The organism is Sinomonas sp. T428B, assembly GCF_056780155.1.
The window spans coordinates 313,561-325,813 of sequence record NZ_JBRAZR010000001.1 but is presented as its reverse complement, the minus strand read 5'-3'; the positions used below and the strand labels follow the sequence as shown (position 1 = coordinate 325,813).

Genomic DNA, 12,253 nt, shown 5'->3' with positions numbered 1-12,253 from the left:
TCAGAGGACCGCGGGCGTCTGGCCGTTCTCGGACACGATCGGCTTGCCGGCCGTGAGCCAGGCGTCCATGCCTCCGGCGACATTCATCGCCGAGTAGCCCTGCGCGACGAGCCAGTGCGCGACGCGCGCGGACCGGCCGCCCGTGCGGCAGATGATGAACAGGTCCTCGTCCGGGTCGAGCTCCTCGAGGCGCGCGGGGATCTCGTCCATGGGGATGTGCACGGCCTCCTCGGCGTGGCCGGCCTCCCACTCGTAGTCCTCGCGGACGTCGATCAGGGTCCCGCCTGCGGGCAGCGCGTCGACGCTGACGGTCTCGAAATCAGCCATGGTTGCCTCCTTGTGCCGTGCTGACTCCAGCCTATAGTGGCCCGGTGACAGACGACGCCGGCCCCCTCCCACGCGCGGATCTCGCCGGGGGCGCGGCGCGGGATCCGGCCGGGGACGGGTGGCCGGGATCGGCGCACGCGCTGCGCGACGCCCTGCGTTCCGGCGAGGTCTCGGCACGCGAGGCCGCCGCGCACTTCCTGGCCCGGATCGAGGACCGCAACCGGCTCCTCGGGGCGTTCGTCACAGTCACCGCCGAGCGCGCGCTCGACGACGCCGCGGCCGCCGACGCGCTGCACGCCCGCCTCGCGCGGGCCGGCCGGCTCGACGAGCTCCCGGCCCTGCATGGGGTGCCGACGGCGTTCAAGGACCTGACCGACGTCGAGGGCGTGCCCACGACGCACGGCAGCGCGGCCATCGACCCCCGGCCCGCCCCGGCCGACTCGGCGCTCGTGGCCCTCCTCCGCGCGGCCGGGGCTGTGAGCCTCGGCAAGACGCAGGTGCCGGAGTTCGGGCTCACGGCATACTCGGAGAACCGGGTCGCCCCGCCGTCGCGCAATCCGAACGGGCTCGCGCTGGGCTCGGGCGGGTCCTCTGGCGGATCGGCCGCGGCGGTCGCCGCCGGCCTCGTGCCCTTCGCGGCCGGGAGCGACGGCGGCGGCTCCATCCGTATTCCCGCGGCGGCATGCGGGATCGTCGGGCTCAAGCTCGGGCGCGGGCTCGTCCCGGCCGGGCAGGCCGCGGGCGAGTCCGGGGCGTCGCGGTTCGTTGTGACCGGCCCGCTCGCGGCCAGCGCCGAGGACGCGGCCCTCCTGCTCGACGTGCTTACGGGGGACTCTGGCCGTCCCCGCGGCGACCACCCGCCCCACGGACGGCACGCCGGGACATACGCCGACGCCGTCGTGCGCGAGCCTCCACGGCTGCGGATCGCCGTGAGCCTCTCGAGCCCGTGGGACGCGCGCTACTCCGTGGAGCCCGACGCCGACGCGCACGAGGCGCTCCGCCGCGCCGTCGTGCGTCTCGAGGGGGCGGGGCACCTCATCGCGGAGGCAGACCTGCGGTTCGACAACCGCTACCCGGACGCGTTCACGGCCGCCTGGACCGCGGGCGTCGGGATGGCCCGGATCCCGCCGTCGCGAGAGCCGCTCCTGACCCCGCTCACGCGCTCGTTCCGGCGCCGGGCGCAGCAGCGCAGCCGGGCCAAGCTCGAGGAGTCGCTCGTGTTCCTGCACCACTTCGAGCGGGACATGGTCGCGCAGCTCTCGGGCTGGGACGCGGTGCTCTCCCCCGCGCTCGCGCAGTCCCCACGGCCCGTGGGCTGGTTCTCCGGCGGCCCGGACTGGCGCGCGACGGCCGACGACGACTATCGCCGCCAGTGCGAGTTCGCGCCGTGGTCGTCGTGGGTCAACGTGTGCGGGCTGCCCGCCGTCGTCGCGACGACGCACTGGGACGGGGCGGGCCTGCCGGCCGGCGTGCAGCTCGTGGGGCATGCCGGGTCCGAGGCGCTGCTGCTCCAGCTGGCCCGCCTACTGCACGTGCCGAGGGTCAGTACGGGTACTGGCTGAACGACGAGGCGAAGATGACGAAGAAGGCCAGGACGGCGAGGGTCAGCGCGATCCCGATGTAGCCCATGACGAGCCCGGCGATCGCGAAGCCCCTGCCGCCGGGCTCGCGGGCGAGCCCCATGTGGCCCAGGACGACCGCGGCGATCTGCGGCAGGATGAAGAACCCGAAGCCCGCGTAGACCGCGATCCCGCAGATCATCGACGCGATGCTCAGGCCCTTGGGCTCGGCCACGGGGGCGTAGTAGAGGGGCTGGCCGTAGGCCTGGGCCGGCGGGTAGCCCGGGTAGCCCTGGGCGTACGGCTGCTGCGGGTAGCCCTGCGGCGGGTACGGCTGGCCCTGGTACGGCTGCTGGCCCTGGTACGGCTGCTGGCCCTGGTACGGCTGAGCGGCGGAGGGGAACTGGTGGGCTCCGCCGGGGAACTGGGCGCCGTGGCCCGCGTTCTGGCCGGGGTAGCCGGGGTGCTGCCGGCCCGGCGTCGAGTGCGGCTGGGGCTGGCCCGGGTAGCCAGAGGGGCGTCCCGGCGCCGCCCCCATGGGATAGCCGGGGTAGCCGTGGGGCTGGCCGGGCTGGGGCTGTGCCGGCTGCGGCTGTCCCTGTGCCGGCTGCGGTTGTGCCTGTCCCTGATGAGGCTGGCCCGGCGCAGACGACGCCTCTCGGGCGTGCTGGGCGGGCTCCTGCTGGCCCTGTCCCGTGCCCTGCTGCCCCGTGCCCTGCTGCATCGCCCCCGGGAGGGGCGGCGCGCCTGGCGGGAGGTCGCGCGGGATGGGCCGCGTGGGGTGGCTCGGGATCGGCTCGGTCGCGTTGGCGTCCTTGGTGAGGTCAACGGGCGGGACGTATGACGGCGGGGTGTACTTCGGGCGCTCGGGGGCGGTCTCGTTCCCAGGCCTGGCTGTGCCCTCCGCTGCGGGCCCGTCGGCCGGCTTCTGCGACGCCCCGGCGTCCTTGCCGCCCGTCTGCACGCTGCCGGGCTGCCCGGCGCGTTCCTGCTCCGGCTCCTGCGACATTGATGCCCTCCTGCCTTACGCGCTCGCGGCGCCCCCTGCCTAGCGTGTCCAGACTACTCGCTGGTCCGCCCGCTGGGGTGGGTGTGTGCGTCGGGCCCGACACCCCCGGACACCCGGGCCGCTTTCGACTGTCAGAGGCTGGTGCAATGCTGATGGCAACGCACCACCCGGGGGCCCGCACAGACCCTCGGCACACCGGAGGACCGCACCGAGCCGAAGCGAGGAAGCCATGTCCCAGCAGGAGACCACCCCCAGCCAGTTTGAGCCGGCCGCCGCAGCATCGGCCGCGCCAGCGACCGCCGAGCCTCTCCGCAGCAGGCCGGGCGGCGAGGGCTACGACCCCGAATTCCTCGGCACATCCCAGGCGGTTCCCATGCCCTCGGGGCCGGGACTCCTCGAGCTCGACTACACGCACTTCACGATCCATCAGGACCCCGAGCGCCGGCTGGCGGCCTCGACGGCCGTGAACATCGACGGCGCGAGCCTCGTGGCGATCACGCGCGGCGGCGAGACGTGGGACCTCGACCCCCGGATCCGGCCCGACCAGCAGTGGGGCAACGAGCTCTACAAGGACAACCGGTTCGACCGCGGCCACCTCGTGCGGCGCCAGGACCCCATCTGGGGCGATCGCGACACCGCCGAGCGGGCGAACCTCGACACGTTCCACTACACGGTCTGCGCGCCGCAGGCCGACTTCTTCAACCAGGGCCGCGAGCTCTGGCTGGGCCTCGAGGACTACATCCTCGAGCACGCCGACACCCACCGGCAGCGCCTGAGCGTCTTCTCCGGCCCGGTCTTCGATGTCAGCGACCCCGAGTACCGTGGCGCCATGATCCCCCGGAAGTTCTTCAAGATCGGGGCCTGGAACTCGGGACCAGAGGACGACGGCGGCCGCCTCGCCTGCACGGGCTACATTCTGGACCAGAGCAACGGGCTCGAGCAGGTGCTCCGGCCGGGGGCGCGCGAGGCCCCCGCCCTCGGCGCGTACCGGACCTTCCAAGTCCCGGTCGAGGACATCGCCCAGCTTACGGGCCTCGACCTCGGCCCGCTCGTCGCCGCCGACCGCTACTCCGTGCCACGCGGCGCCCGCGGCGTCGCCCAGCGCTGGCACGAGATCACGGGGTTTGCCGATGTCGCGCTCTGAGCACACGCCGCGCCCCGCGCCGCCGTCGGCCGGGCCGTCGTCGCCCGCGCCGCCGTCGCCCGCGCCGCCGTCGCCCGGGCACCGCCACCACGGTGCCATCCCGCCCTACCTGCTCGAGCGGCTTGCCCAGAGCGCCACGGTGCGCCCGACGGCGATGCCCGCAGCCGAGCCAGAGGAGGGCGAGTGGGGCACGGGCGCGGCGGGCCTCGACGTCGTCGCTGAGCTCGCGCGGCGGACGCTCCTCGCCGACGAGCGCATGCGGAGCCGGCGCGAGGCGCCCGCCCGGCGCCACACGGGCATGCTCGCCGAGCCCGGGACCCTGCGCCGGGAGATCAGCGACGCGGAGAACACGGAGCGGCTCCCGGGGCGTCTCGTGCGGAAGGAGGGCCAGGAGCCGGTCGCGGACGTCGACGTCAACCGCGCCTACGACGGGCTCGGGAGCACCTACCGCTTCCTCGAGGAGATCTTCGAGCAGTCCAGCATCGATGGCGCCGGGCTCGCCCTCGAGGGCACGGTCCACTTCGGCGTCGGCTACGACAACGCCTTCTGGGACGGCGAGCGCATGGTGTTCGGCGACGGCGACGGGAAGGTGTTCAACTCCTTCACGGTCTCGCTGAGCATCATCGCGCACGAGCTGGGCCACGGCCTCCTCCAGCACACAACAGACCTCGTGTACCGGGGGCAGTCCGGGGCGCTCAACGAGTCGTTCGCGGATGTCTTCGGTGTCCTCGTCGAGCAGTTCGCGCGGGGGCAGACCGTCGAGGAGGCGAGCTGGATCGTCGGGGAGGGCATCTTCGCCCCCGGCATCCAGGGCCGCGGCGTCCGCTCGCTCAAGGCCCCAGGGACCGCCTACGACGACCCGGTGCTGGGCAAGGACCCCCAGCCCGCGCACATGGACGCGTTCGTCCGCACGCGCGAGGACAACGGCGGCGTCCACGTGAACTCGGGCATCCCCAACCGCGCGTTCTACCTCGCGGCCGAGGCGCTGGGCGGGCACGCGTGGGAGAGGGCCGGGAAGATCTGGTTCCAGACTGTGGCGCTGCGCAAGCTCCCCGTGGACGTGGACTTCCGCGGCTTCGCGCGGGAGACTGTGCGAGTCGCCCGTTCCCTGTACGGCCGCGAGTCCTTGGAGGAGAAGGCCGTGCGGGCGGCGTGGCGAGGCGTGGGGCTCACGGTCCGGCTCGCCGAGACCGAAGGGAAGAACGGGAAGAACGGCGCCACCGGGAAGAACGGCAAGAACGGGAACGGAAGGGGCGGCGGTTCCGGGGGGCGCTAGGAGGCGCGCGTGCGATGAGGATCCAAGTCACCCGCTCCGGCGGCGTCGCGGGCATCTCCCGCACCGGCGCCGTCGAGTTCCGGCTGGGTGCCACATCCGATGGGCCCGACGCCGAGTGGGCAAAGCTCTACCGCGCCGCCCGGATCGAGGGCGAGAGGTTCGTCTCCAGCGGCGGGCCCGACGCCGGCGGTGGCGAGGCCGGTGCCTCCCGCGCCCGGGACGCGTTCCAATGGACGCTCCGCCTGGGCTCCCGGCGCCTCGACGTCCCGGACAGCTACCTGTCGGGGGCGCTGCGGGAGCTCGCTGAGCGGGTGCTGGCCGAGGGGCAGGGCTGACATCGGCAGCCTGACGACGCCGCGGAGGCTCGCGCGCGTCTCACTGCGGCACATTCGGACATTCTTCACCGAGCGGCCACCGGTTCGTTGCCTTCTCTGCAAAGCTAGGTCCATGGCGAACCGAGCAGGCACCGTTGCCCTTCCCAGCGACCTCGTGGACATCACCGCACTCCTGGACGCGTACTACGACGTGTCCCCGGATCTGAGCGATCCCGGCCAGCGGGTGGCCTTCGGCACCTCGGGCCACCGCGGCTCGAGCCTCAAGGCCTCGTTCAACGAGAAGCACATCGCCGCGATCACCCAGGCCATCGTCGAGTACCGCGCCGGGCAGGGCATCCGCGGCCCCCTGTTCCTGGCCCGGGACACGCACGCGCTCTCCGAGCCGGCCACCAACACGGCTCTCGAGGTCCTCGCGGCCCACGGCGTCCAGGTCCTCGTCGACGCCCGGCACGGCTACACGCCCACGCCCGCGGCGAGCCACGCGATCCTCAAGTACAACGCCGGGCGCCCGGAGGACGACCCGGGCCGCGCCGACGGCATCGTGGTCACGCCGAGCCACAACCCGCCGTCGGACGGCGGCTTCAAGTACAACCCGCCCCACGGCGGCCCCGCCGACACCGACGCGACCGGCTGGATCGCGAACCGGGCCAACGAGCTCCTCGAGGCCGACCTCAGCGGGGTCAAGCGCATCCAGCTGGCCGACGCCCTCGCCGCCGACACGACGGGCCAGTACGACTTCCTCTCCTCGTACGTCGACGACCTCCCGCAGGTGCTCAACATCGCGGCCATCCGCGATGCGGGCGTGCGCATCGGCGCCGACCCCATGGGCGGGGCGTCCGTGGACTACTGGGGCGAGATCGGCGAGCGCCACCACCTCGACCTGACGGTCGTCAACCCGACGGTCGACCCGCAGTGGGCGTTCATGACCCTGGACTGGGACGAGAAGATCCGCATGGACTGCTCGTCGCCCTCGGCCATGGCCTCGCTCATCCAGAAGGTGGCCTCCGGCACCGCGAGCTACGACATCGCGACGGGGAACGACGCCGACGCCGACCGGCACGGCATCGTCACGCCCGACGCCGGGCTCATGAACCCGAACCACTACCTCTCGGTCGCGATCGACTACCTCTACCGCAACCGCACCGGCTGGCGGCCGGACACGGTCGTCGGCAAGACGCTCGTGAGCTCGTCGATGATCGACCGCGTGGCGGCGGGCCTCGGCAAGCCGCTCGTCGAGGTCCCTGTCGGCTTCAAGTGGTTCGTGCCCGGCCTGCTCTCGGGACAGGGCGCGTTCGGCGGCGAGGAGAGCGCCGGGGCGAGCTTCGTCAAGCTCGACGGCGGCGTCTGGACCACCGACAAGGACGGCATCCTCCTGTGCCTGCTCGCCTCCGAGATCAAGGCCGTCACGGGGAAGTCGCCGAGCGAGCTCTACGGGGAGCTCACCGCGCAGTACGGCTCGCCGTCGTACGCCCGCATCGACGCCGCGGCGAGCCGGGAGCAGAAGGCCAAGCTCGGCAAGCTCTCCGCCGCCGACGTCACGGCGACCGAGCTCGCGGGCGAGCCGATCACGGCCAAGCTCACCGAGGCGCCGGGCAACGGGGCCAAGATCGGCGGGCTCAAGGTCACGACCGAGAACGCGTGGTTCGCCGCGCGCCCGTCCGGGACCGAGGACGTCTACAAGATCTACGCCGAGTCGTTCAAGGGGGACGCGCACCTCGCCCAGGTCCAGGCGGAGGCGAAGGCGCTCGTCGACTCGGTCATCGCGTAGGGACCTGACCCCGCAACGTAGGGACCTGACCCCGCATCCGGCCTTCGGATGCGGGGTCGCCTTCCTGCGATGCGGGGTCACGTTCCTGCGATGCGGGCTCACCTGATCGCCACGATAGGGGTGACTCGGGCCATATCCTTAGCAAAGGTAATGAGCTAGGCTAAGTATCGATGACTCCCCCCGACGCTCCCCCGCTGACCCCGACCACTCCGTCCCCCGGCACCCTCGAGCTCGCCGCCGAACTCCGGGCGGCCCTCATGCGCACGTCCCGGATCCTGCGCACCGAGGCGAGCAGCGACGTCGTGAGCCCGGGGCAGAACACCGTCCTGGCGCTCCTGAACTCGCGCGGGCCGCTCACCATGCGCCAGCTCGCGGACATCGAGCACGTCCAGGCGCCGAGCATGACCCGCACCGTGAACCACCTGTGCGAGCGCGGGCTCGCGACCAGGGCGGAGCACCCGACGGACGGGCGGCAGGTCATCGTGAGCGTCACGGACGAGGGCCGGCAGGTCCTCGAGGAGTCCCGCCGCCTCCGCGCCGCATGGCTCGCGGGGCGCATCGAGGGCCTGCCGCCGTCCGACCGCGCCGCCCTGCACCGGGCCGCCGAGCTCCTGCTGGAGATGACCGCCCGATGAGCCACATGTTCCGGTCCCTCAGCCACCCGAACTACCGGCTCTGGGCCGCGGGCGCCCTCGTCTCCAACGTCGGGACCTGGATGCAGCGCATCGCCCAGGACTGGCTCGTCCTCACGGCGCTGACCAACCACGACGGCGCCGCCGTCGGCATCACGACCGGCATGCAGTTCGCGCCGATCCTCGTGCTCGGCCCCTACGCCGGCGTCCTCAGCGACCGGCTCGACAAGAGGCGCATCCTCCTCGCGACCCAGTCCGTCCTCGGCATCCTCGGCCTCGTCCAGGGCCTCCTCGTCCTCACGGGCATCGTCGAGCTGTGGCACGTCTACGCGATCGCCCTGGGCCTCGGCGTCGCGAGCGCGATCGACGCGCCGGCGCGCCAGGCCTTCACCTCCGAACTCGTCGGCTCCGCGGACCTGCCCAACGCCGTCGCGCTCAACAGCACATCGTTCAACCTTGCGCGCCTTGCGGGCCCTGGCGCCGCGGGGCTGCTCATCGGCGCGATCGGCACGGGGTGGGCCTTCCTGTTCAACGCCGCGAGCTTCGCCGCGGTGCTCGTCTCCCTCCTGCGCCTCCGGCCCGAGCTGCTGCACCGCTCGGCGCCTGCCCCGCGCGGGCGGCATCAGGTGCGCGAGGGCATCGCGTATGTCCGGAGCCGGCCGCGGGTGCTCCTGATCCTGGTGATGGCGGGGATCGTGGGCACCTTCACGATGAACTTCCAGATCACCAACGCGGTCATGGCGGCCCAGGTCTTCGCCGTCGGGCCGGACGGCTTCGGCCTGCTCGGCTCCGTCATGGCCGTCGGGACCCTGGCCGGGGCGCTCCTCGCGGCACGACGGCGGTCGCTCCGGATGGCGCTCGTGCTCGCCGCCGCGTTCGCCCTGGGCCTTGCCGCGATCGGCTCGTCGCTCGCGCCCGGCTACGCCTGGTTCGCCGCCTCGCTGGTCCTTGTCGGGATCGCGGCGATCACCTTCCTCAACGGGTGCAACACGCTCGTCCAGCTCTCCACCGAGGCCCAGTACCGGGGGCGCGTCATGGCGCTGTACATGGCGGTGATCCAGGGCGGCTCGTTCCTCGGTGCGCCGCTCATCGGGTGGCTCGCGAGCGCGGCGGGCCCCCGCTGGGCCATCCTGGCGAGCGGGGTCGCGGCCCTGCTCGCGGGGGCCGTCGGCGTCGTCGTGCTCGTGCGCTGGGGCGAGGGGTCGCTCCGCGATCAGCTGCGCGCCGTCTGGGCCGCCCGGCGGGCGGCTGCCGTGGGAGGTGACCCCGCATCGCTGGAACGTGACCCCGCATCGTTGGGACGTGACCCCGCATCGCTGGGAGGTGACCCCGGGTCGGCGAGGCGCGACCCGGGGCGGGCAGATCAGACGGTCTCGACGACGTCCTCGTAGGCGAGCTTGGCCTTCGCAGGGCCCCACGCGTCGTCGCCCGGCTTGCCGATGTTGACCACGAGGAAGCTCTTCCGGCCGCCGGCGGGGAAGAACTCGGCGTCGATCGCGGCGAAGTCCGCGCCGGTCATCGGGCCCGCGGCGAGGCCGAGCGAGCGCACGGCGAGGATGAAGTAGCCGGCCTGCAGGTGCGCGTTGTCCCGGCCCGTGCTCGCGCGGAGCTGCTCGTCGTCGTCGTACCGGGACTTGCCGCGGATCGCGGCGGGGAGGAACTCGCCCCAGCGCTCGTGCCACTCGGCGTCGACGCTCAGCAGCGCGACGAGCGGGGCCAGCCGGGTCTTCTCCTGGTTGCCCGTGCTCAGGTGCCGCACGAGCCGCTCGCGCGCCTCGGGGGTGCGCACGTACGTGATGCGCAGCGGCTGGGAGTTGAAGGCCGTCGGGCCGTACTTGGCCAGTTCGTAGATGGCCCGGGCCTGGGCGTCGGTCACCTCGCCCGTGAACGCGTTGGCCGTGCGGGCCTGTGCGAACAGGGCGTCGACCGCCGTCTCGTCGAGGACAGATTCGTCGTGCGCGATGCTCATGCTGTCTCCTCCCGGCGGCGCCCTCGCACCGCCCTCTCCATCGTGGCAACCGGGGCGGGCCGCCCGGGAATCCCGTGACGGAGGGTGACGTTGGGCACACTGGCGCACGACGCCGTCGCCCGCCTCCGCGCCGGCCCGCACCACCCGCTCGGGCCGGCGCCGGGACGGGACCCGACTCGCCGGTAGGATGTCCGCGGAGACCATCCCTCCCCTCCCATCCCATACCGCTCGGAAGGCGTCCCATGAGCCTGCTCGGAACCCGATGGACAGTGCACGGCGACGGCAGGTCCGTGCGCCCCGGCGAGGTCGTCGCGCCGCAGGAGCGGCTCGCGTGGCCGATCACGGTCGGGGTGGGCCTCCAGCACGTGGTCGCGATGTTCGGCGCGACGTTCCTCGTGCCGATCCTGACGAACATGCCCCCGGCCACGACGCTGTTCTTCTCGGGCGTCGGGACGCTCCTCTTCCTGGTGCTCACGCGCGGGCGCGTGCCCTCGTACCTCGGGTCCTCGTTCGCGTTCATCGCCCCGATCCTGGCCTCGCAGCAGCAGTTCGGCGTGGCCGGCGCGCTCGGCGGCGTGGTGGTGGCCGGCGTCGTGCTCGCGGCGGTGGGCGGGATCGTGCAGGCGTTCGGAGCGCACTGGATCAACATCGTCATGCCTCCCGTGGTGACCGGGGCCATCGTGGCGCTCATCGGGCTCAACCTTGCCCCCGCGGCGAAGGCGAACTTCGACGCCGCGCCCTTCACGGCGCTCGTGACGCTGCTCGCGATCATCCTCGTCTCCGTCCTGTTCCGCGGGATCCTCGGGCGGCTGAGCATCCTCGTCGGCGTCCTGATCGGGTACGCCGTGGCAGTGGCGCGCGGCGAGGTGGACTTCTCGAAGGTCGACTCGGCGGCGTGGATCGGCCTGCCGTACTTCCAGGCGCCGGAGTTCCACGTGGGCGTGCTCGGGCTGTTCGTGCCGGTCGTGCTCGTGCTCGTCGCCGAGAACATCGGGCACGTCAAGAGCGTCGCGGCAATGACGGGGCAGGACCTCGACGACATGGCCGGCCGCGCGCTCATGGCCGACGGCGCCGCGACGGTGCTCGCCGGCGTGGGCGGCGGCTCGGGCACGACGACGTACGCCGAGAACATCGGCGTCATGGCCGCGACCAAGGTGTACTCGACGGCGGCCTACTGGATCGCGGGCGGCACGGCCCTCGCGCTGAGCTTCTCGCCGAAGTTCGGCGAGCTCATCGCGACCGTCCCGCCCGGTGTCCTCGGCGGCGCCGCCACGATGCTCTACGGGATGATCGGCGTGCTCGGCGTCCGGATCTGGGTCCAGAACCGCGTGAGCTTCTCGAACCAGATCAACCTCACGACGGCGGCCGTCGCGCTCGTCGTCGGCATCGCCGACTACACGTGGAACGTCGGCGAGCTCTCGTTCGCGGGCATCGCCCTCGGCTCCGCCGCGGCGCTCCTCGTGTTCCACGGCATGACGGCGATCGCACGGTGGCGCGGGACCGTGACCGAGCCCGGGACGGAGCCGGCCGCCGTCGAAGAGGGCCCGTCGCACTGAGGCCGTGCGGCCCGGCGGGCCGCGGCTGGGAGAATGGACGGATGGACGCACCCATGGAGCTCGTACAGCTCGTTGACGATGACGGCCGCCCCCTCGGCACGGCCCCCAAGGCGAGCGTCCACACCGCGGAGACCCCGCTGCACCTGGCCTTCTCGTGCCACGTCTACGGGCCCGACGGGCGGGTCCTCGTGACGCGGCGCGCGCTGTCCAAGGCCACGTGGCCGGGCGTGTGGAGCAACGCGTTCTGCGGGCATCCCGCCCCGGGGGAGCCCTTCGAGGAGGCGATCCGGCGCCGGGGACGGCAGGAGCTGGGCCTCGAGCTCTCCGGGATCGAGCCCGCCCTGCCCGACTTTCGGTACCGGGCGGTGGACGCCTCGGGCATCGTGGAGCACGAGATCTGTCCTGTCTACCGCGCCGTCTCCGCCGCGGACCCCGTGCCCGCCCCGGACGAGGTCGCCGAGTGGGTCTGGGCCGAGCCCGAGGCCTTCCGCACCGCGGTGGCCGCCGCGCCGTATGCGTTCAGCCCGTGGCTCGTGCTCCAGCTCGACGCCCTCGCGGCCCAGGGTCGGTAACGGCACTCCCGGGCCGGGCCCACCCCAGATGCGGGGTGACCCCGCATCTTTGGGACGTGACCCCGGATCCTTGGGACGTGACCCCGCATCGTTGAGAGTGACCCCG

General features: G+C 73.0%; 12 protein-coding genes. 9 read left to right on the top strand and 3 right to left on the bottom strand.

All coding sequences use genetic code 11. The features are described 5' to 3' along the window. Nucleotides 1–327: a rhodanese-like domain-containing protein gene (locus tag ACUYMY_RS01580; protein ID WP_481701896.1), complete on the bottom strand. Its 327-nt coding sequence runs from the start codon at nucleotides 325–327 to the stop codon at nucleotides 1–3. Nucleotides 328–467: 140 nt separating this feature from the next. Between ACUYMY_RS01580 and ACUYMY_RS01575 the strand changes: the two genes are divergently transcribed. Further along, nucleotides 468–1,889 carry an amidase gene (locus ACUYMY_RS01575; RefSeq protein WP_481704925.1) on the top strand — a complete coding sequence of 474 codons (1,422 nt, stop codon included), beginning with the start codon at nucleotides 468–470 and terminating at the stop codon, nucleotides 1,887–1,889. Here the strand turns inward: ACUYMY_RS01575 and ACUYMY_RS01570 are convergent. Beyond that, on the bottom strand, nucleotides 1,870–2,895 hold the full coding sequence (locus ACUYMY_RS01570) for a DUF4190 domain-containing protein (RefSeq protein WP_481701895.1): 1,026 nt from the start codon (nucleotides 2,893–2,895) through the stop codon (nucleotides 1,870–1,872). The two genes, ACUYMY_RS01575 and ACUYMY_RS01570, sit on opposite strands and share 20 nt — an antisense overlap. Before the next feature lie 229 nt (nucleotides 2,896–3,124). On the opposite strand from ACUYMY_RS01570, the gene ACUYMY_RS01565 reads away from it, so the two are divergent. From ACUYMY_RS01565 to ACUYMY_RS01540, 6 genes are all read left to right on the top strand, one after another. Continuing rightward, complete coding sequence (locus ACUYMY_RS01565; RefSeq protein ID WP_481701894.1) at nucleotides 3,125–4,039, top strand: DNA/RNA non-specific endonuclease; 915 nt, start codon at nucleotides 3,125–3,127, stop codon at nucleotides 4,037–4,039. Next, entirely contained in the window at nucleotides 4,026–5,315 is a 1,290-nt protein-coding gene (locus tag ACUYMY_RS01560; protein ID WP_481701893.1) for a M4 family metallopeptidase, read from the top strand. The genes ACUYMY_RS01565 and ACUYMY_RS01560 overlap by 14 nt, the downstream gene beginning before the upstream one ends. 14 nt (nucleotides 5,316–5,329) lie before the next feature. Beyond that, a complete protein-coding gene (locus tag ACUYMY_RS01555) occupies nucleotides 5,330–5,650 on the top strand; it encodes a protealysin inhibitor emfourin (protein ID WP_481701892.1) in 321 nt (106 codons plus the stop codon). A gap of 112 nt (nucleotides 5,651–5,762) precedes the next feature. Then, the gene (gene pgm / locus ACUYMY_RS01550; protein WP_481701891.1) at nucleotides 5,763–7,418 is read left to right on the top strand and encodes a phosphoglucomutase (alpha-D-glucose-1,6-bisphosphate-dependent); all 1,656 of its coding nucleotides are present in this window, start codon (nucleotides 5,763–5,765) and stop codon (nucleotides 7,416–7,418) included. A 170-nt stretch (nucleotides 7,419–7,588) separates the two neighbouring features. Continuing rightward, entirely contained in the window at nucleotides 7,589–8,053 is a 465-nt protein-coding gene (locus ACUYMY_RS01545) for a MarR family winged helix-turn-helix transcriptional regulator (RefSeq protein ID WP_481701890.1), read from the top strand. Further along, on the top strand, nucleotides 8,050–9,441 hold the full coding sequence (locus ACUYMY_RS01540; protein ID WP_481701889.1) for an MFS transporter: 1,392 nt from the start codon (nucleotides 8,050–8,052) through the stop codon (nucleotides 9,439–9,441). Before ACUYMY_RS01545 ends, ACUYMY_RS01540 begins: the two co-directional genes overlap by 4 nt. On the opposite strand, the gene ACUYMY_RS01535 is transcribed toward ACUYMY_RS01540, so the two are convergent. Continuing rightward, on the bottom strand, nucleotides 9,414–10,019 hold the full coding sequence (locus ACUYMY_RS01535; protein ID WP_481701888.1) for a malonic semialdehyde reductase: 606 nt from the start codon (nucleotides 10,017–10,019) through the stop codon (nucleotides 9,414–9,416). The genes ACUYMY_RS01540 and ACUYMY_RS01535 overlap by 28 nt on opposite strands. Nucleotides 10,020–10,261: 242 nt before the next feature. Here ACUYMY_RS01535 and ACUYMY_RS01530 point away from each other — a divergent pair, with 242 nt between their 5' ends. Further along, nucleotides 10,262–11,575: a uracil-xanthine permease family protein gene (locus tag ACUYMY_RS01530; RefSeq protein WP_481701887.1), complete on the top strand. Its 1,314-nt coding sequence runs from the start codon at nucleotides 10,262–10,264 to the stop codon at nucleotides 11,573–11,575. A 41-nt stretch (nucleotides 11,576–11,616) separates the two neighbouring features. Further along, nucleotides 11,617–12,147 carry an isopentenyl-diphosphate Delta-isomerase gene (gene idi / locus ACUYMY_RS01525; protein WP_481701886.1) on the top strand — a complete coding sequence of 177 codons (531 nt, stop codon included), beginning with the start codon at nucleotides 11,617–11,619 and terminating at the stop codon, nucleotides 12,145–12,147. Nucleotides 12,148–12,253: the final 106 nt, after the last annotated feature.